Origin of the sequence: Paramicrobacterium salitolerans (assembly GCF_051513965.1) — a bacterium.
Classification (GTDB): domain Bacteria; phylum Actinomycetota; class Actinomycetes; order Actinomycetales; family Microbacteriaceae; genus Paramicrobacterium.
Window position 1 is genome coordinate 1,214,770 of the sequence record NZ_CP195847.1, and the last position, 18,101, is coordinate 1,232,870.

Annotated in this window: 18 protein-coding genes and 2 tRNA genes; 15 read left to right on the plus strand and 5 right to left on the minus strand. The window is 64.1% G+C overall.

Going from position 1 to position 18,101, the window contains the following annotated elements; translation table 11 throughout:
- Positions 1 to 23 precede the first annotated feature (23 nt).
- Genes ACSAGD_RS05760 through ACSAGD_RS05775 form a run of 4 tightly spaced genes read left to right on the plus strand, consistent with a single transcriptional unit; the run spans position 24 to position 3,511 of the window.
- The gene (locus ACSAGD_RS05760) at positions 24 to 647 is read left to right on the plus strand and encodes an ECF transporter S component (RefSeq protein WP_437584769.1); all 624 of its coding nucleotides are present in this window, start codon (positions 24 to 26) and stop codon (positions 645 to 647) included.
- Positions 647 to 2,119: an ABC transporter ATP-binding protein gene (locus ACSAGD_RS05765; protein WP_437584770.1), complete on the plus strand. Its 1,473-nt coding sequence runs from the start codon at positions 647 to 649 to the stop codon at positions 2,117 to 2,119. The genes ACSAGD_RS05760 and ACSAGD_RS05765 overlap by 1 nt, the downstream gene beginning before the upstream one ends.
- Positions 2,116 to 2,898, plus strand: coding sequence for an energy-coupling factor transporter transmembrane component T family protein (locus tag ACSAGD_RS05770; protein ID WP_437584771.1), 783 nt, complete (start codon positions 2,116 to 2,118; stop codon positions 2,896 to 2,898). The genes ACSAGD_RS05765 and ACSAGD_RS05770 overlap by 4 nt, the downstream gene beginning before the upstream one ends.
- Entirely contained in the window at positions 2,891 to 3,511 is a 621-nt protein-coding gene (locus tag ACSAGD_RS05775; protein ID WP_437584772.1) for a hypothetical protein, read from the plus strand. The genes ACSAGD_RS05770 and ACSAGD_RS05775 overlap by 8 nt, the downstream gene beginning before the upstream one ends.
- Here the strand turns inward: ACSAGD_RS05775 and ACSAGD_RS05780 are convergent.
- Together ACSAGD_RS05780 and ACSAGD_RS05785 are read right to left on the minus strand one after the other, a co-directional pair.
- The gene (locus ACSAGD_RS05780) at positions 3,456 to 4,688 is read right to left on the minus strand and encodes a D-alanyl-D-alanine carboxypeptidase family protein (protein WP_437584773.1); all 1,233 of its coding nucleotides are present in this window, start codon (positions 4,686 to 4,688) and stop codon (positions 3,456 to 3,458) included. The genes ACSAGD_RS05775 and ACSAGD_RS05780 overlap by 56 nt on opposite strands.
- 57 nt (positions 4,689 to 4,745) lie before the next feature.
- Entirely contained in the window at positions 4,746 to 5,096 is a 351-nt protein-coding gene (locus ACSAGD_RS05785; protein ID WP_437584774.1) for a metallopeptidase family protein, read from the minus strand.
- A 77-nt stretch (positions 5,097 to 5,173) separates the two neighbouring features.
- On the opposite strand from ACSAGD_RS05785, the gene orn reads away from it, so the two are divergent.
- The 5 genes from orn (at position 5,174) to ACSAGD_RS05810 (ending at position 7,763) form a co-directional block, all read left to right on the plus strand.
- Positions 5,174 to 5,794, plus strand: a complete 621-nt coding sequence (gene orn / locus ACSAGD_RS05790; protein ID WP_437584775.1) for an oligoribonuclease — start codon at positions 5,174 to 5,176, stop codon at positions 5,792 to 5,794.
- Between the two features lie 51 nt (positions 5,795 to 5,845).
- Positions 5,846 to 5,921: transfer RNA gene (locus tag ACSAGD_RS05795), tRNA-His, on the plus strand.
- Positions 5,922 to 6,045: 124 nt separating this feature from the next.
- Positions 6,046 to 6,118 (plus strand) — tRNA-Arg (locus tag ACSAGD_RS05800).
- A 44-nt stretch (positions 6,119 to 6,162) separates the two neighbouring features.
- Positions 6,163 to 6,957 carry a YggS family pyridoxal phosphate-dependent enzyme gene (locus tag ACSAGD_RS05805; RefSeq protein ID WP_437584776.1) on the plus strand — a complete coding sequence of 265 codons (795 nt, stop codon included), beginning with the start codon at positions 6,163 to 6,165 and terminating at the stop codon, positions 6,955 to 6,957.
- Positions 6,954 to 7,763 carry a PfkB family carbohydrate kinase gene (locus tag ACSAGD_RS05810; protein ID WP_437584777.1) on the plus strand — a complete coding sequence of 270 codons (810 nt, stop codon included), beginning with the start codon at positions 6,954 to 6,956 and terminating at the stop codon, positions 7,761 to 7,763. Before ACSAGD_RS05805 ends, ACSAGD_RS05810 begins: the two co-directional genes overlap by 4 nt.
- Before the next feature lie 19 nt (positions 7,764 to 7,782).
- Here ACSAGD_RS05810 and ACSAGD_RS05815 read toward each other — a convergent pair whose 3' ends face one another.
- Both ACSAGD_RS05815 and ACSAGD_RS05820 read right to left on the minus strand, forming a co-directional pair.
- A complete protein-coding gene (locus ACSAGD_RS05815) occupies positions 7,783 to 8,166 on the minus strand; it encodes an RNA-binding S4 domain-containing protein (RefSeq protein WP_437584778.1) in 384 nt (127 codons plus the stop codon).
- 4 nt (positions 8,167 to 8,170) lie between these two features.
- A complete protein-coding gene (locus tag ACSAGD_RS05820; protein ID WP_437584779.1) occupies positions 8,171 to 9,028 on the minus strand; it encodes an SGNH/GDSL hydrolase family protein in 858 nt (285 codons plus the stop codon).
- Between the two features lie 92 nt (positions 9,029 to 9,120).
- On the opposite strand from ACSAGD_RS05820, the gene ACSAGD_RS05825 reads away from it, so the two are divergent.
- The 4 genes from ACSAGD_RS05825 to ACSAGD_RS05840 all read left to right on the plus strand — a co-directional run bounded on the left by ACSAGD_RS05825 (position 9,121) and on the right by ACSAGD_RS05840 (position 11,651).
- A complete protein-coding gene (locus tag ACSAGD_RS05825) occupies positions 9,121 to 9,738 on the plus strand; it encodes a CDP-alcohol phosphatidyltransferase family protein (protein WP_437584780.1) in 618 nt (205 codons plus the stop codon).
- Positions 9,739 to 9,788: 50 nt separating this feature from the next.
- Positions 9,789 to 10,259, plus strand: coding sequence for an FHA domain-containing protein (locus tag ACSAGD_RS05830; protein WP_437585116.1), 471 nt, complete (start codon positions 9,789 to 9,791; stop codon positions 10,257 to 10,259).
- Positions 10,260 to 10,967 (plus strand): transcriptional regulator FtsR, encoded by a 708-nt coding sequence (gene ftsR, locus ACSAGD_RS05835; RefSeq protein ID WP_437584781.1) that lies wholly within the window; start codon positions 10,260 to 10,262, stop codon positions 10,965 to 10,967. It abuts the gene before it with no gap.
- A gap of 138 nt (positions 10,968 to 11,105) precedes the next feature.
- The gene (locus tag ACSAGD_RS05840; RefSeq protein WP_437584782.1) at positions 11,106 to 11,651 is read left to right on the plus strand and encodes a MerR family transcriptional regulator; all 546 of its coding nucleotides are present in this window, start codon (positions 11,106 to 11,108) and stop codon (positions 11,649 to 11,651) included.
- Positions 11,652 to 11,797: 146 nt separating this feature from the next.
- On the opposite strand, the gene ACSAGD_RS05845 is transcribed toward ACSAGD_RS05840, so the two are convergent.
- Positions 11,798 to 12,640: a ParA family protein gene (locus ACSAGD_RS05845; protein ID WP_437584783.1), complete on the minus strand. Its 843-nt coding sequence runs from the start codon at positions 12,638 to 12,640 to the stop codon at positions 11,798 to 11,800.
- Positions 12,641 to 12,716: 76 nt separating this feature from the next.
- Between ACSAGD_RS05845 and ACSAGD_RS05850 the strand changes: the two genes are divergently transcribed.
- Positions 12,717 to 16,121, plus strand: a complete 3,405-nt coding sequence (locus ACSAGD_RS05850; RefSeq protein ID WP_437584784.1) for a pyruvate carboxylase — start codon at positions 12,717 to 12,719, stop codon at positions 16,119 to 16,121.
- A gap of 100 nt (positions 16,122 to 16,221) precedes the next feature.
- Complete coding sequence (locus tag ACSAGD_RS05855; protein WP_437584785.1) at positions 16,222 to 18,090, plus strand: AAA family ATPase; 1,869 nt, start codon at positions 16,222 to 16,224, stop codon at positions 18,088 to 18,090.
- Positions 18,091 to 18,101: the final 11 nt, after the last annotated feature.

An 18,101-nucleotide genomic window follows, 5' to 3' on the forward strand; every position in this document is an offset into this window, starting at 1 on the left:
CACACAACGAAAGGGGCACGAAAGTGCAGACAGTCAATTCAGCGAGCCCGAAGACGGTGAGACGCAGCCTCCGCTGGCGCGTCGTCGACATCGTCGTTGCGAGCATCATCGGAGTGGCGGCGGGAGTCGTCTTCCTCTTCTGGAACTTCGCCTATGGGCCACTCAGCCTTCCGCTGGCGGTCACGCCGGGGCTGAGCGCTCTGCTCGGCGGCGGGTGGCTCTTCGCAGGCGTTCTGGGCGGACTCATCGTCCGCAAGCCGGGCGCTGCGCTCTACGCAGAGTTGGTCGCTGCGACAGTGGAAGCCTTCATCGGAAGCCACTGGGGCTTCTCCACGGTCATCTGGGGCCTCGTGCAGGGGCTCGGCGCCGAGATCGTGTTCGCGATCTTCCTCTACTCGAACTACCGCATTTACGTCGCGCTGCTCTCGGGACTCGGCGCAGGAATCGCCATGGCGTTCCTCGACACGACCTTCACGGATTACGCGGTGCTGGACCCCGCTTTCAAGGCCGTCTACTACGTCAGCGCTGCAATCTCCGGCGTCGTGATCGCCGGTCTGCTCTCATGGGCGGCGATGCGGGGGCTGGCTTCCGCCGGCGCTCTGACGCGCTTCGCAGCGGGCCGAGAAGCGCGGGGGAGAGTGTCCTGATGCGTGGCGCTCACATCTCGATCCGCGGGTGGGGATGGACGCACGCCGGCCGTTCCAGACCCGCAGTCTCCGAACTCGATCTCGATATCGCTCCGGGGGAGCGAGTCCTGCTCCTCGGTGCCTCCGGTGCGGGGAAATCGACTGTGCTCCACGCCCTGGCTGGAGTCCTGGGAGGCGACGAGGAAGGCGACCAGCGCGGCGAGATCACTGTCGATGGCAGAGGGCCGAGTGAGAACCGCGGTGTGGTCGGCCTTGTGCTGCAGGACCCGGACAGCCAGGTCGTCATGGCTCGCGTTGGTGATGACGTGGCGTTCGGCTGCGAGAACCTCGGCATCGAGCGTGACGAGATCTGGCGGCGCGTGCGATGGGCGCTGGATGCCGTCGGGCTCGACGTGCCGCTCGACCATCCCACCTCCCGCCTCTCTGGCGGGCAGGTGCAGCGTCTCGTTCTCGCCGGTGTTCTCGCGATGCGTCCACGTCTGCTGCTCCTCGATGAGCCGACAGCGAACCTCGACCCCGAGGGGGTCCACGAAGTTCGCGATGTTGTGGACCGCGTCGCCCGCGACAGCGGGATGACACTCGTCGTCGTGGAGCACCGTGTGGCTGTCTGGCAGGACGTCGTCACACGTGCTGTGGTTCTCGATCCCGAGGGGGGCGTGCTCGCCGACGGCCCAAGCGGCTCCGTGCTCAGCGAAGAAGGGGCCAGCCTCGCCGCTCGAGGGATCTGGATTCCGCAGCATCCACCGCACGTTCCGAATGCGGGTGTCCGGGTTCCCGGAGACGCCCTTCTGGACGCTCGTGCCCTGGCGGTCGGGAGAACCCCGTTCGCGCAGAAGGAAGCAGTCATCGCGGCCTCGGGCCTCGACCTGACGCTCCATGCGGGAACGGCCACTGCGATCGTCGGTCCGAACGGAGCGGGCAAGAGCACGCTCGCGCTCACCGTCGCCGGCCTGCTGAAGCCGGTCGATGGTGAGCTTCGAGCGACGTCAGCGCTCGCGAGCGGCATCGGGCCGCATCCTGCTCGATGGAAGTCGCGCCAGCTGCTGACGCGTATCGGCACCGTCTTCCAGCACCCCGAGCACCAGTTCCTGACGGCGCAGGTTCGCCGGGAGCTCGAAGTCGGTCCGCGCGCACTTGGCCTGAGCCAGACAGAGATCGAACAGCGCGTCGACGAGCTTCTTCAGCGACTTCGTCTGGAGCACGTCGCCGACGCAAACCCGTTCACCCTCTCTGGAGGTGAGAAGCGGCGACTGTCGGTTGCCACGATCCTCGCCACGCGTCCGCGCATGCTCGTCCTCGATGAACCGACGTTCGGGCAAGATGCCAATACGTGGCGAGAGCTCACGCTCCTCCTTCAGGGCCTCGTCACAGGCGGTGCAAGCGCAACGGTCGTGACGCACGACCGGGCTCTCATCGATGCCCTGGCCGACGAGACCGTGGCGTTGGGTCAGCAGCAGGAGGTCCTGCGATGACGGCGATCACCCCTGAGATCGCTCCCTCTGCGGTAGCCCGCATCAACCCGGCTGCGAAGCTGATCGCCGCCATGACGATCAGCATCACTCTGATTCTGTCGGTCGACGTGGTCTCGGCATCCATCGCTTTGGCTCTGACTCTCGGGCTGGTGTCGTTCGCCGGGCTCAGCGCCCGATCCTTCTGGATTCGGACGGCACCGGTGTGGATCGCCTCACCGTTCGCCGCGCTCACGACCGTGCTGTACGGCGAAGACTCCGGTCAGCAGCTGTTCGTGTTCGGCTTCGTCTCCATCACGGAAGGGTCGCTGCTGCTCGGCCTCGCCATCATGTTGCGCGTGCTCGCGATCGGCATCCCCGGCGTCGTCCTGATGGCGACGACCGACCCGACCGAGCTTGCCGACGGGCTCTCTCAGGTGCTGCGACTGCCCTCGCGGTTTGTGTTCGGCGGTCTCGCCGGGATGCGGATGATCGGGCTCTTCATTGATGACTGGCGAGCGATGGGCCAAGCTCGACGCGCGCGCGGAGTCGCCGATACGGGAGCGATTCGACGCTTCGGGTCGCAGGCGTTCGCCCTGCTGGTGCTCGCGGTGCGCCGGGGGAGCAAGCTCGCGACGGCCATGGAGGCGAAGGGATTCGGCGGTTCGTCGAAGCGCACATGGGCGCGCGATTCGCGTTTCGGCGGGCCCGAGCTCGCGCTCATCGCGGTCGGCGCGCTCATCGCGGGAGCCGCGGTAACGGGAGCGGTGCTCGCCGGAACCTGGAGCTTCATCCTTGCGTGAGCCTCTGTCTCAGGTGACGGCGAACGCGCGCGAGATCGTGCGTGCCGCGGGGGAGAGTGCCTCGCGGCATCCCGTCATTCTGCTCGACGGCCCCTCGGGTGCGGGGAAGACCTCGACGGCAGACGTCGTTGCGGAACTCTGGCCCGAGGGGACGCTCGCTATCGTGCGGCTCGACGACCTGTATTCGGGCTGGTCCGGTCTCGACGAGGCGGGCGTCTACGTCCAGCAGAACATTCTCGAGCCGCGAGTACGCGGAGCTGAGGGGCGATGGCAGCGGTACGACTGGCATCGCGGAGAACGTGCGGAATGGCACGCTGTTCGGTCTGACGCGGCGCTTCTCATCGAAGGATGCGGAGTGTTGACACGCGAGAACGCAGTGCTCGCTGATCTGCGCGTGTGGATCGATGGCGCACCGGAGACGCGGAAGGAGCGCGCTCTCCGGCGAGACGACGGCGCGTTCGATGATCACTGGGAGATGTGGAGCGATCAGGTGCGTGCATTCATCGAACGCGAGAACCCGGTGTCATCTGCTGATCTCGTTCTCGCAGCTGACGAGGTCAGTGGCCGAGAAGTTGGTCCCACATCAGGGGGATCAGCTCGAGAGGGTGCGTGAGCCGCCAGAACACATCAGGCGCGTAGATCGACTGATCGAGTTTCACCGGGATGTCTGTCACGCTGGCGCCCTCGGAGACGGACGCGCGCCCAACGATGTCCCCCGCAGCCCCCACGGAGAACTCATCGCTCGAGACTGACACCTTCGGGGCCGCCGCGACCCACCGCACTGACGGCGTGGAGGAACCGATCACGCCCTGTGACTGCTCTCCCCATAGCGTCGAGAATTCCGCGACCACGGTGCCTGGCTCGAGAACCTGCCCCGACGTGACGCCGGCTTCGGCGTTGTCCATCAGGGCGGACATCGCGGAGTCCAGGGAGTCCCAGTCGGGCTGACGGATCATCGAACCGTAGAACGTGTAGGACGCGTCGTCGACCGTGATCGTCGCGGCGAACAGGAGACAGATTCCCGCGGCATCCGTATAGCTGCGAGAAATGCCTGTGACACCGCGATCCTCCATGTACTGCGTGGTGTTCTCGACGCCGCGCTCTTCTGCGATCCCATCGACCGGGTCGTCGAGAATCGAGGGGATCACCGGGTTATCCATGGCGAGAGCGGCGAGACGGGCGAGGTCGGATGCCGTCGAGACGTCGTCCGGCGAGAGCCCTGTGGCATCGACGACGGACGTCTCGGAAAGATCGTGCTCGGCGAGCCAATCGTTTGCGGCCGCAACGTACTCATCAACTGAGCCGAAAGCCCACGCCGCAAGAGTGTCTGCGTGGTTGTTGCTGGAGCCCTGAAGCATCGCCTGCAGCACATCGCGCTGCGTCCACGTGTCGTCGGTGTAGACAGTCACAACCCGAGCACCGGCATCCCGGTAGTCGTTATAGATCAGGAAGTCTTCGGACGTGATCGGAACGAGCTCACCGTCTTCATCGGCATCCATCGGCTTCTCATCGAGAACCACGAGGGCCGTGAGCACCTTTGCGATGCCCGCCATAGGAAGCTGCTCGCTCTCGCCCGCCGTGACCATGACCGGCCCGTCTGCGCTCTCCGTCAGGGCGCTGGCGCCGGCTTCGGGAAGGACCGGAGGCGTACCGTTCGAATCGCGTTCCACCTTCGTCGCCGTCATCTCGGCGTGCGGAAGCGGGGCAAGGAGCGCCGCCGGCCCGTAGAGGCCGACAGCCAGGATCACGACCGTGCCCGCGGCAATGCCGATCGCGCGTCCAAACCCCATTGCGGCCTCCCGAATCTCTTCCTCTTCGAGGTTAGTGGCGCGGCCGCACTCGATCGGTCAGGCCCACCCGAGACGATGCAACTCGTCGTCATCGATGCCGTAAAAATGGGCGATCTCGTGAACGAGAGTGATGTGCACCTGCTCGCGGAGCTGTTCGAGCGAATCGACGATGGAAAGTAGTGGAATGCGGTAGATGCTGATGGTGTCAGGCAGTTCGCCGAATCCGTACTGTCCGCGCTCAGTGAGGGCGATCCCGTGATAGAGGCCGAGCAGATTCATCGAGCCGTCTTCGGGAAGGTCTTCGATGAAGATCGCCACGTTGTCTAAGCCGGAGAGCATGTCGTCCGGAAGCCGATCGAACTCATCGCTCACGAGTTCCTCGAACGCATCGGCATCCATCTCGATCATCGCCACCTCCACCTGTGCCGGCCACTCCAGCCTAGGCGGTGAGGGCGAGTGTCGGAGGCGCGGATAACATGGGAGGTATGAGCACGCACAACGACCGGCTGGTATGGATCGACTGTGAGATGACGGGGCTGGACGTTTCCGTCGATGAACTGGTCGAGGTGGCCGTCGTCATCACTGACTTCGAACTGAACATCGTCGACGAGGGCCTCGACCTCGTCATCAAGCCGAGCAGCTCCGCTCTGGAGCACATGAACGAGTTCGTCACGACGATGCATCGTACGTCGGGGCTGATCGACGAGATCCCCGCCGGGCTCAGCGTTAGAGAAGCCGAAGAGCGTGTGCTCGAATACGTGAAGAAGCATGTTCCCGACGAGCGGAAGGCACCTCTCGCCGGCAATACGATCGGAACCGATCGGGCATTCCTCGCCAAGTACATGCCGAGACTCGACGCGCACCTGCACTACCGCAACGTAGACGTCTCCTCGATCAAGGAGCTCGCCAAGCGCTGGTACCCGCGTGCGTACTACAACGCTCCCGAGAAAGACGGCGGTCACCGCGCTCTGGCAGACATCCTCGAGTCGATCAGAGAACTGCAGTACTACCGGTCGATCGTGTTCGTGGAGCAGCCCGGGCCGAGCTCCGATGAGGCGCGACAGGCCGCGGATGCCGTCAAGTCGCAAACCACTCCGAAGGTGTAATACAATCGTGTGGTTGCTGTTGTTCGCTTCCCGTGCGAACAACCGCGCATGGTGGGTATAGCTCAGCTGGTAGAGCGCCTGGTTGTGGTCCAGGAGGTCGCGGGTTCAAGCCCCGTTACTCACCCCAAGATGGGCGAGGCCCGTGTGCGAGTTGATGAATGTCAGCTCGGATACGGGCCTCGTTCCTTCTCGCCGCACCAGGCCCGTGCGGATTCACGCTCGCCTCCATCTGCGTTATCCTGTGAGTGTCCGCCTCCGTAGCTCAGGGGATAGAGCAGGAGCCTTCTAATCTCTTGGTCGCAGGTTCGAATCCTGCCGGGGGCACAGAGAACGATCCGCAGCCATTGCGACGAAAGTGAGTGCGATCCGTGAGTGATGATGCGGAGGTCACAGCGCCGGCGTATCCGACGGCAGAGACTACCGAGCAGTTCGCTGAGAACATCCGAGACGTCCGTCAGCGGATCGATGCTGCGGCGCGACGCGCTGGGCGCGATCCGGAGGATGTTCGGCTCCTGCCGGTGAGCAAGACGGTGCCAGAGGAACGGCTGCGTCTCGCGATCAAGGCAGGAGCGACGTTCCTCGGTGAGAACAAGGTCCAGGAGGCCCTGCGCAAGTCCGAGAACCTCGCAGATATCCCTGACCTCCGGTGGGCTGTGATCGGCCATCTGCAGACGAACAAAGCCAAATTCGTCGCCCGGTTTGCGAGCGAGTTCCACGCCCTCGATCGGCTCAAAGCGGCAGAGGCGCTTCAGCGGCGACTTGAGATCGAGGACCGCACGCTCGATGTCTACGTGCAGGTCAACACGTCCGCCGAGGAGAGCAAGTTCGGACTTGACCCGGATGCTGTGGACGGCTTCGTCGCCCAGCTGCCGGCGTTCGATCGCCTCAACGTCGTGGGTTTCATGACCCTCGCCATCTTCAGCTCGGATGAGGAGCGAGTTCGCTCATGCTTCCAGACATTGCGGTCCCTGCGTGATCGCGTGTGCGATCTGGCACCGGGAGGGCTGCGCCCGGAGAAGCTCTCAATGGGCATGTCCGGCGACTATGAGGCCGCGGTGGAGGAAGGCGCGACCACGGTTCGCGTCGGCCAGGCGATCTTCGGCTCTCGCAGCGTCCCGGACAGCTACTACTGGCCGAACCCCACGGATGGCACCGACGCATGACCTCCGATGTCACCGCACTGACCAGTGGGTGGGAGATGGACACCCGACCCGTGGATGTCGTTGTCATCAGCTCGCAGGTGGCATACGGCGCAGTGGGCAACACAGCAACATCGCGCGTGCTCACGGAAGCCGGCCACCGCTGCGTGCAGATTCCGACGGTTCTGCTCGGAACCCTGCCGCATTATCCGACTGTGCACGGAGGGGCGATTCCCGACGAATGGTTCTCCGGCATCCTCCAGGACCTCGTCGACCTCGAGGCTGTGCTGTCAGCCAGGTACGTGCTCGTGGGATATCTCGCAAGTCCGCAGCAGGCGCAAATCATCGCGGCGTGGTTCGAGAGGCTGCGTGACGTCGCCCCGGATGTTCGAATGATCGTCGACCCGGCGATGGGCGATGACGATGTGGGGCTCTACACCGATCCTGCGGTCGCGGATGCCTATGCCGAGCATCTTGTTCCCCTGGCGTCTGGGCTGACCCCGAACCGATTCGAACTGGAGCTCCTCAGTGGGGGCGAGGTGTCCGATGTGGAGTTGATCCGGCAGCGCGCGGAGACGCTTCGCGCACCGGACGGCTGGGTCATCGTCACCAGCGCGTTCTCCGACGCTCATCACGTCGGCAACGTTGTCGTCGAGGCATCCGGAACCTCCGAACTGAGCAACATCCGAATCGAATCGCGGGCGAAAGGTGCGGGTGACATCTTCGCTGCGACAGTCGTCGCGCGACTGCTCGTCGGCGATTCGCTGGACGAAGCCGCTGTCTTCGCGGGCGAGGCAGTCGCTCAGGCGATCTCCAGCGCCTCAGTCTGAGGAAAGCAACAGGCCAAGGTCAGCCTCGGCCGCGCAAACGATCAATTGCACGTCGATCACGTTTCGTGGGCCGCCCGGCGCCTCGCTCGCGGATGACAGCCGCGGGTCTCTCCGTTTTGGCCGGCGGCGGCGGTGTCTTGTCGATGAGACATTCCGCCGCGACCGCAGCCGAGACCCGCTTGACGATCGTCCGCTGCACGATGACGATGTGCTCTCGCCCGCTTCGCCGGACACGAACCTCATCGCCCGTGCGTACACGCTGAGCGGGCTTCACACGGTCACCGTTGAGGCGCACGTGGCCGCCCTTGCAGGCGGCCGTTGCCTCGGAGCGGGTCTTCGCGAGTCGTACCGCCCAGAGCCAGCTGTCCACACGGACTGGGGCGGTTGGACCGTCTGCCGCCATCAGACTAGGCGACCGCCGCGGATATCGCGTCGAGAACCGTTCGAGCCGTCACGCTGGATCCCTCGCTGTTCGGATGGAGATGATCGTCGAACAACAGGCTGCTGACGTCCTCATCATCGAGATAGGCATTGTGAACATCGATCACGAGCACGTTCGACAGCGGCTTTGCCCAGGCTTCGATGTTCGCGACGACATCCTGGAAAGCAGCCTCCCACTTGTCGAAGCGAGGGTTCTCCAGCACCACTGCATAGCCGACGTTCGCTGTCCAGCGGTCCTCAACCGCCGAGACGAATGCGGAGAACTCGGCGCCGACTGTGGCAGGGTTTCGCACGTTATTGAGACCGTGGTTGAGGATCATCACGTCGGGCTGCTTGGGAAAGAGCGCGTCGATGTGCTCTAAGGAGTAGGCGGCGGTGCGGCCGGACGCAGAACCGTTCCAGACGATGAGAGGAGCGTTCCGAGCATCGGAATTCGCTTCTGCGACGATGTCGTATTCCTCGATGTCAGGATTCCAGAAGTGGATCGTCAGTGGTCGATCGGTTGAGACGGCGAGCTGTCGGAATGCGAGATCGACCCATTCCCCAGGAGCATTCCCAGTCGAGTCGCCGGCGACGGCGGCGACGAAGGGACGGTTGGATGCCTCGATGCGATCCCAGGCGTCCTCGAACGGAAGCGAAGCGAGAACCTTCGTTCCGCCCTCTCTCGGGTCCTGCTGTGCGATCGTGACCGGCGTAGATTCACTCGGGAGGAGAGCTGTCAGCAGAACAGCGCCGACGGATGCTGTCGCAGTGACACCCGCGACGACAGCAGCGATCTTCCAGCGACGTGATCGCGAGCGTAGGGAGTCGAGCCATCGGGTCATGCGTTATAGGGTATGCTCCCGCCACGCGATTCCCCGAATCGACAGTGGCCCTCGTTCAGGGGAGTGGCATCTCGACTCAGTAGACTTGCACCGTGGGAAGCCGTTCGGATCACGAAGTCAGCGATCGCATCGTCACGGTGCCGAACGTTCTGAGCTTTCTTCGGCTCGCTCTCGTACCGGTGTTTCTCGTGCTGCTTGTCGAGGGAAACGACCTCGCCGCTCTCGTTGTGCTCGCTGTCTCAGGCCTGACAGACTTCCTCGATGGCTTCCTGGCGCGCCGTCTCGATCAGGTGACACGGCTCGGGCAGATACTGGATCCAGCCGCTGACCGGCTCTACATCGTCGCAGCCCTGCTTGGCCTCGGGTGGCGCGATCTCATCCCGCTCTGGCTGGTCGGACTCATCATCGCCCGCGACGTCATGCTGCTGATCCTCGGCGGCGTTCTCGCGAGGCACGGTTTCGGCGCGCTTCCCGTCGTGAAGACCGGGAAAGCCGCGACGGCTGCGCTCTTCATCGGCCTGCCCCTGGTGATGCTCTCCGGTGCTCTGCCGGATGCCAGCGGGGTCATCCTCCCGATCGGCCTCGTGATCTCGATCGCGGGGGCTGCACTGTACTGGGCCGCTGGAATCATCTACATTATTCAAACCCGACGCATGATTCGGCAGCGACGGGTGCCAGGCCCTGATTCATCAGATAGCCTGGATGTGTGAGGAGGAGCACGGTGCCACAACCCGACGAAAACTACCCTGTGACAGGCGCGATCAGACGCGGTTCCACACCGGATGAGCACTCTGGTGGGGGCCTCAACGACACGACTGTCGGTTATGGGGAGGACTTCAGCAAGGCGCTTGCCGGTCTGGACGCTTCGGTCTCCCGAGAGGAGCAGGAAGCGATCGCCGCGCTGCCATCTGGCTCTGCGCTGCTCGTGGTCCGACGCGGCCCCAATTCGGGGGCTCGTTTCCTTCTCGATTCCGACCTCACGACGGTCGGGCGTCACCCAGAGGCTGACATCTTCCTCGATGACGTGACCGTCTCTCGCCGTCATGCGGAGTTCCGCAGGAGCGGAAGCACATTCGAGATCGTCGACCTGCACTCGCTCAACGGAACCTTCTTCGATGGAGTCCGAATCGACTCCGCTTCGCTGTCAGACGGCGCTGAGGTTCAGATCGGAAAGTACCGGCTGACGTTCTACGCGTCGCGCCGCGATCTTCGCCAGTCATCGGGACACTAAGTGGCTGCCGGCGCTGCGAAGAAAGCGTCGAGTGAGTCCTCGCTCCTGAACATTGGTCAGGTTCTCGCTCGCTTGCGCGCTGACTTTCCCGATCTGTCGAGCTCGAAACTGCGGTTTCTTGAAGAGCAGGGGCTCGTTTCGCCTGCTCGCACGACGAGTGGCTACCGCAAGTTTTCGATGGCGGACGTCGAAAGGCTTCGTCTCATCCTTTCGATGCAACGCGACCACTACCTTCCTTTGAAAGTGATCCGGTCGTATCTGGCTGATCTCGACGCCGGCACGTCGCCGAGCTTTCCCGGGCTCCCAGACGGTGCGCCGGCGCCGACGATCCTTCCGGGCGGGCGTCGTTTCAAACGCGATGAGCTGATTCGTGAGGCACAGGCGTCGCGTACTCTTCTGGCTGATGCGATCAGTGCATCGCTCATCCGCCCTGGAGAGTTCTTCGGTGAAGAAGCGCTGACGATGCTCACAGCGTTGGCTGTACTTCAGAAGAGCGGAATCGAGCCGCGGCACCTTCGGGGGTTCCGAACCGCGGCAGCGCGTGAACTCGACCTCATCGAGGGGGCTGTCCTCCCGATGTCACGCCGCAAGGATGCCGCAAGCCGCGCACGTGCCGCGGAGCTCGCCGGCGATGTCGCATCCAACCTCGAGACGGTGAGAACCTGCCTTGTGCGGTCGGCACTAGGCCGAATCATCCCCGAGGCTTAGACTGTCTTGTGAAGCGCAGGACGTTCGAGACAACCGACACGCCGAATCGTTGGAGCGAATGTCGGCCACTTCTCGTCAAGGAGTCGATAGCGTAGAGGCTACGAGCAGCTTCGGATGATGAAGGAACAAGGGAGAACGATGAGCGAACTCAGCCGCGACGACAACGCTCGCTATGACCTTGGCCTTCTTTTCACCGACGGGCTGCCTGATCTTGACGCGGACGCCGGTTACCGCGGTGCGGTCGCCGCTCGTGCGGCGGGCATCAGCTACCGTCAGCTCGATTACTGGGCGCGCACCGGGCTCGTCGAGCCGACCGTGCGGGGAGCATCAGGCTCTGGAACTCAACGGCTGTACGGCTTCCGTGACATTCTCGTCCTGAAACTCGTCAAGCGTCTGCTCGATACCGGCATCTCACTTCAGCAGATCCGGACCGCTGTGAACCAGCTGCATGAGGCAGGGGTTCACGATCTTGCACAGACGACGCTCATGAGCGATGGTGCGAGCGTGTACTTGTGCACGTCGAACGACGAAGTCATCGACCTCGTCAGCCGCGGGCAGGGTGTGTTCGGCATCGCTGTCGGAAAGGTTCTGCGAGAGGTTGAGACGACGCTCGTCGACTTCGACCCGCAGGCGCCGGACCCCATGGACGAACTGGCTGCGCGCCGCGCCGCAAAGACCGCCTGAGGGTCGTTTACCCGGCGGGGAACCATAAACCATTCGTTGCCCATGATTGTGGGCAACGAGGGCGGCGTTGCGTGCCCACGCGAGGTGAACCGCCTAGCGACCGACCAGACGTGAATAGCCGGTGGCCATGAACGCCGAGAGCGGTCTTACTGAGGCCCGTCGAGGGCTTCCTGATTCGCTCGCGCGCTGAGCTCTGCGTACTCGCCGATGCGGCCGGTGCGCATGACGCGATCGAGCAGCTGATCGAAGTTCTGCGCGAGCTCCTGCGCGCTCTCACCCGGCCAGATGTGCAGCGGTTTAGCCGCACCCTGTGCCTGCTGGAGCGAAGTGCGCTCGGGAAGCTGCGGGTTCAAGACGAGTGGGCCGAACATGTCGCGAAGCTCCTTGATGCGGAACTGGTGCTCGAGCGACTGGTTGCGCACGCGATTGACGATGATTCCGAGGGGCTGGAGTCGAGGGGAGAGACCGCGGCGGATCTCCTCGATCGCGCGGAGAGCGCGATCTGCTGCAGCGACGGAGAAGAGCCCTGGCTCTGTCACGACGCTCACGCGGTCGCTTGCCGCCCAGGCGGTTCGCGTCAGGGCGTTGAGAGACGGCGCGCAGTCGATGAGCACGAGGTCATATTCGTTCTCGAGATAGGCGAGTGCTTCCTCAAGCTTCCAGATGTCGCGGATGGACGGGTGCGGGCCGTCGAAGTTGATGGCCGAGGGGCTGCCGACGAGAACGTCGATCTTGCCAGCGTGCGTCGTCGTCCAACCCGACGGGGCGATCGCCTGACGAACGGTCTTCTCTTTCGGAGAGGCGAGAACATCGGCGATGTTAAGCCGGCCGGACAGCGAGATGTCCAGCCCAGTGGACACGTCAGACTGCGGGTCGAGGTCGACCACGAGGGTACGGACGCCACGGGCGAATGCCGCTGATGCGAGACCGAGGCTGACCGTGGTCTTTCCTACACCGCCCTTGAGGCTGCTGACGCTTAATACGTGCACGATCAATACGTTACCGTTACTAAGGTTGCAGAACCTAAATGTTGGCTGAGCGGTACGTGGCCGGAGAGGACAGCACATGTTCACCAAGATTCTCGTTGCCAACCGCGGTGAGATTGCGATCCGGGCTTTCAGAGCGGCATATGAGCTCGGTGCGCAGACCGTGGCAGTGTTCCCCTTCGAGGACAGGAACTCGCTGCACCGTCTCAAGGCGGACGAAGCATACGAGATCGGTGAGCCGGGGCATCCTGTTCGCGCTTATCTTGACGTCGATGAGATCATTCGGGTGGCTCGAGAGTCCGGCGCGGATGCGATCTATCCGGGATACGGGTTCCTCTCAGAGAACCCGGAGCTCGCCGCGAAAGCAGAAGCTGCCGGAATCACATTCATCGGGCCGCGCACATCAGTGCTCGAGATGGCAGGAAATAAGGTCACCGCGAAAGAGCATGCGATCTCCGCTGGAGTTCCGGTGCTGCGATCGTCACCGGCGTCCGATGACGTGGACTTTCTCCTCGAGCAGTCCGGCTCAGTGGGCTTTCCGCTCTTCGCGAAGGCCGTCGCCGGCGGAGGCGGGCGCGGCATGCGACGGGTGAACAGCAGGGAGGAGTTGGCTGCAGCTCTCGCTGAGGCGATGCGTGAGGCAGACAGCGCCTTCGGCGACCCGCGCATGTTCCTCGAGCAGGCGGTTCTGCGTCCGCGGCATATCGAGGTTCAGATCTTGGCCGACAGCACAGGGGAGACGATCCACCTGTTCGAAAGGGACTGCTCGGTCCAGAGGCGGAACCAGAAGGTCGTCGAGATCGCACCGGCTCCGAACATCTCCGATGAGCTGCGGCAGAGTCTGTACAGGGATGCCGTCGCTTTCGCGCGCTCGATCGGCTACGTCAACGCTGGCACCGTCGAATTCCTGGTCGACACAGCGGGGGATCGCGCGGGGGAGCACGTTTTCATCGAGATGAATCCGCGAATCCAAGTGGAGCACACGGTGACCGAGGAGGTCACAGACGTGGATCTCGTCCAGGCGCAGATGCGCATCGCCGCGGGCGCGACGCTCGCTGAGCTCGGTCTGACGCAGGAGAACATCGCCCTTCACGGTGCAGCGCTCCAGTGCCGCATCACGACAGAAGACCCGACTCAGGGATTCCGCCCTGACACAGGCAAGATCACCACGTATCGGTCACCGGGCGGCAGCGGCATCCGTCTTGACGGAGGCACGATCAACCCCGGGGCTCAGATCAGCCCGCACTTCGACTCAATGCTGGCGAAGATGACCTGCCGCGGGCGAGACTTCTCCACCGCGGTCGCACGCGCCCGACGAGGACTGGCTGAGTTCCGAATTCGCGGCGTCGCGACGAACATCCCTTTCATCCAGGGGGTTCTCGACGACCCTGCTTTCCTCGAGGGCGACCTGAGCACGTCCTTCATTGAGGAGCGGCCCGAACTGCTGCAGGGTCGAGTCTCCAAAGACCGCGGCACGAAGATCATGAACTGGCTCGCGGACGTCACGGTGAACCAGCCGCACGGGCCCCGTCCTGCGGGCGTCAACCCCGCGGAGAAGCTGCCGACGATCGACCTGGAGGCGGAAGTGCCCGCCGGATCGAGACAGCGACTGCAGGAGCTCGGACCGCGTGAGTTCGCAGCCCAGCTGCGCGCTCAGCGGCCGCTGGCCGTGACAGACACCACGTTCCGCGACGCGCACCAGTCTCTCTTGGCCACTCGGGTGAGAACGAAGGAGCTGCTCCGCGTGGCCCCCCACGTCGCCCGGCTGACTCCGGAGCTGCTCTCCGTGGAGGCTTGGGGAGGAGCCACGTACGATGTCGCTCTGCGCTTCCTCGGCGAAGATCCGTGGGAGCGACTCGAACAGCTGAGAGACGCGCTGCCGAACGTCGCCATTCAGATGCTTCTTCGCGGCAGGAACACGGTCGGCTACACGCCGTATCCGACGCGCGTCACAGATGCCTTCGTTCACGAGGCCTCGCGGTCGGGAGTCGACATCTTCCGCATTTTCGACGCGTTGAACGATGTCGAGCAGATGCGTCCGGCGATCGACTCCGTCCTCGCAACCGACACGTCGGTCGCCGAGGTGGCGCTCTGCTACACCGGAAACCTGCTCGATCCGGGGGAGACGCTGTACACCCTCGACTACTATCTGCGACTCGCGGACCAAATAGTCGAGGCAGGCGCACACATCCTCGCGATCAAGGACATGGCGGGCCTTCTCCGTCCAGCGGCGGCGGCCACACTGGTCTCGGCGCTCCGCGAGAGGTTCGATCTGCCCGTTCACGTGCACACGCACGACACGGCAGGCGGCCAGCTTGCGACGCTGCTCGCCGCCGCGCAGGCTGGCGCGGACGCCGTCGACGCGGCATCCGCACCGATGTCAGGCACGACGAGCCAACCCTCGGCATCGGCTCTTGTCGCCGCGCTCGCACACACGGAGCGCGACACCGGGCTTTCGCTCGAGAACGTCTCCAACCTCGAGCCGTACTGGGAGTCTGTTCGGCATCTCTACCGTCCGTTCGAATCGGGACTGCCCGGTCCGACTGGTCGGGTCTACAAGCACGAAGTTCCGGGAGGGCAGCTGTCCAACCTTCGACAGCAGGCGATCGCCCTGGGGCTCGCGAATGACTTCGAACTCATCGAAGACATGTATGCCGCGGCTAATGAGATTCTCGGACGCGTGCCGAAGGTCACTCCCTCGTCGAAGGTCGTCGGCGATCTTGCGCTCCACCTCGCGGCGGTGCGCGCCGATCCCGAGGACTTCGCGGAGAACCCAGACCGATACGACGTACCCGACTCTGTGATCGGTTTCATGGCGGGGGAGCTCGGTGATCTTCCAGGCGGATGGCCTGAGCCGTTCCGCAGCAAGGTGCTGCGGGGCCGCAACGTCGATGTCAGCGTCACACCGCTGTCGGAGGACGACGAGGCTCAGCTCGCTGGAACGCGCCTTGAACGTCGTTCGGCACTGAACCGGCTGCTCTTTCCGACTCCGACCAGTCACTTCGAGCAGATGCGTGAGCTGTTCGGCGATCTCTCCGTTCTGGAGACCGGCGACTACCTGTACGGACTGGAGCAGGGGCGCGAAACCTACGTCGAGATCGCGAAGGGCGTGCGACTGTACGTCGGACTTGAAGCGATCGGCGAGCCGGATGAGAAGGGGATGCGGACCGTCATGGCGATCCTCAACGGACAGCTGCGCCCTGTGTTCGTCCGTGACCGATCTGTGAACGTCGAGACCGTGCAGGCGGAAAAGGCCGACGCGAGCAATCCTGGTCACGTCGCCGCTCCGTTCTCGGGGGTCGTCACTCTGAAGGTTGCGCCCGGCGAAGAGGTCGAAGCCGGCCAGGCGGTAGCATCGATCGAAGCGATGAAGATGGAGGCCGCAATCACGAGTCCTGTGCGCGGGATCGTCGAGCGAGCTGCCATCACCTCGCCGCAGCAGGTCGAGTCGAATGATCTGCTCGTCGTCGTCTCGCCCCGCTAGGCCACACCCAGCGGACACTCTGGTGCGTGCGTCGACGTTCATTACACTGTTCACGGATTCTTTCGCGTGACCGTGCCCAGATATAAGGAGTAACACCACCATGTCTCAACCGTCGGAAGGACTCGAGGCGGCCGACCAATCGGCCGACGAGCGCACTTTCGGGGTCGACCAGGCCGCTCCGCGCACTCGCAATCAGACGGTCAGCGTCACCATCCCGACGATGGAGGACGACGAGATCGACGATGACGAGGATGTCGTCAAGGACGACCTGGCCGTGCCGCCGACGGCTCGTCAGGAGCCGGTGCAGAAGAAGGATGCCGGTGCGAGCTCCGAAACATCCGAGCACACGATCTCGCCGACCGTGCCCTCTGAAGCGGCAGGAGCGTCTTCCTCTGGAGCAGCTCCCGCGAAGAGATCAGCTGCGAGTGGAGATACTGCCGCGTTCTCCTCAAAAGCCGCGGGCGCGAAGGGTAAGGCGAAGAAGTCTGACACAGCCGCGCGCCGCCCTGACGCGGGACCCAAGGCGGATGCGTCTGCCAGCCGATCCTCCTCGACGAAGAGCGACGCGGTGAAGAGGGAATCGAGCAAGAGCGACCCTGCGAAGAGCGATCCCGCCACGAGCGACACTGCGAAGAGCGACGCAGCGACACGGGCGACGAAAGGTACGCCGCTATCGAAGTCCTCAGCGGGCGCGGCATCGAAGGAAACCGCGACTGTCGATGCAGCCGCGAGCGCAGCATCCCTTCGGTTCACTTCGCCTCGTTCGCTGCGGGTCCAGCCGCCCACGACATCCGACGAGCCCAAGCGGTCCTCGACCTCAGCGAACGATGGCAGAGCGGAGAGCGCCGGAGACGCTCACGCGTCGACGCCGCCGGTCCGGCGAGATGACAGACGTGAGACGCGCGCGGACGCCGCAGAAGCGCCCGCTGGGGCGCACCGGCCCGTCGCATACGAAGGCGATGCGTCGCGTGAGCTTGTACCGCAGAGCGTGAGCGCCCGACGGGCGCCGAATGCGGGCGCTGAGAGCGACCAGATGCTGACGGCCGAACGTCTCCTCGATGACCGGGCTTCCCGCACGGGCGCCCCGGAGAGCGGCATCCGTCGTATTCTCTACGAGGCGAGCGGGCACCTGATCAACCTCGGTGACAGCAAGAAGGTACGCGCCGAAAAAGATCTCACACTGCGCATCGCCAAGCCGTTTGCGGGCAGCGCTCGCTTCGTCCCCGTGCTCACTCGAAAGGGCGGCGTCGGCAAGACGACGGTCTCCGTGCTCTTGGGGATGGCGTTGGCCGACGCTCGCGACGATCGGGTGATCGCGGTCGATGCCAATCCTGACCGCGGCTCGCTGCACGATCGGGTCTCAGGGTCGACGGACTATACGGTCCGCGATGCTATTCGACGTCGTGACGATATCTCGGGCTACACGGAGTTCTCGACACTGATCGCCCGTGACGAGACGCGTCTCGACGTCCTCGCGTCTGCCAACGAGCTGACCGCAGACGCGCCCTTCGACGACACCGACTACACCACGGTCGCGGCTCTCGCCTCGCAGTACTACTCGATGGTGCTGACGGACAGCGGCACGGGCATGGTGCACGAGGTCATGCGCGCGACGCTGGAACACGCCGACAGCGTTGTGCTCGTGTCAGGAACGAGCGTCGACGAGGCCCGAATGACCTCCGAGACGATCTCATGGCTCGAGGCGAACGGCTACGAGGAACTCGCTCGAAATGCGGTCGTCGTCGTCAACAATCGCAGCGCATCGACACCGCTCATCAAGCTCGACGAGCTCGAAGCCCATTTCTCGTCGCGAGTGCGGGCTGTCGTGCGCCTTCCGTATGATCCTGCTCTGGCCTCAGGAGCGCCGATATCGTTCACGCGGCTGAAGCCGGCAACCCGTCGGGCGGCTCGTGAGCTGGCGGCATCCGTCGTGGAAGGCCTGCCGACTCAGCGCCCCAGCTATCAATGAAAGCGAAACCC

What these genes read in the sequence shown, in the direction of transcription:
- ACSAGD_RS05785 (WP_437584774.1), bottom strand. Translation starts at nt 5,096, where the DNA reads ATGATCGAGATGGATGCCGATGCGTTCGAGGAACTCGTGAGCGATGAG.
- ACSAGD_RS05810 (WP_437584777.1), top strand. Translation starts at nt 6,954, where the DNA reads ATGACCTCCGATGTCACCGCACTGACCAGTGGGTGGGAGATGGACACC.
- ACSAGD_RS05840 (WP_437584782.1), top strand. Translation starts at nt 11,106, where the DNA reads ATGAGCGAACTCAGCCGCGACGACAACGCTCGCTATGACCTTGGCCTT.
- orn (WP_437584775.1), top strand. Translation starts at nt 5,174, where the DNA reads ATGAGCACGCACAACGACCGGCTGGTATGGATCGACTGTGAGATGACG.
- ACSAGD_RS05815 (WP_437584778.1), bottom strand. Translation starts at nt 8,166, where the DNA reads ATGGCGGCAGACGGTCCAACCGCCCCAGTCCGTGTGGACAGCTGGCTC.
- ACSAGD_RS05820 (WP_437584779.1), bottom strand. Translation starts at nt 9,028, where the DNA reads ATGACCCGATGGCTCGACTCCCTACGCTCGCGATCACGTCGCTGGAAG.
- ACSAGD_RS05850 (WP_437584784.1), top strand. Translation starts at nt 12,717, where the DNA reads ATGTTCACCAAGATTCTCGTTGCCAACCGCGGTGAGATTGCGATCCGG.
- ACSAGD_RS05780 (WP_437584773.1), bottom strand. Translation starts at nt 4,688, where the DNA reads ATGGGGTTTGGACGCGCGATCGGCATTGCCGCGGGCACGGTCGTGATC.
- ACSAGD_RS05770 (WP_437584771.1), top strand. Translation starts at nt 2,116, where the DNA reads ATGACGGCGATCACCCCTGAGATCGCTCCCTCTGCGGTAGCCCGCATC.
- ACSAGD_RS05855 (WP_437584785.1), top strand. Translation starts at nt 16,222, where the DNA reads ATGTCTCAACCGTCGGAAGGACTCGAGGCGGCCGACCAATCGGCCGAC.
- ACSAGD_RS05765 (WP_437584770.1), top strand. Translation starts at nt 647, where the DNA reads ATGCGTGGCGCTCACATCTCGATCCGCGGGTGGGGATGGACGCACGCC.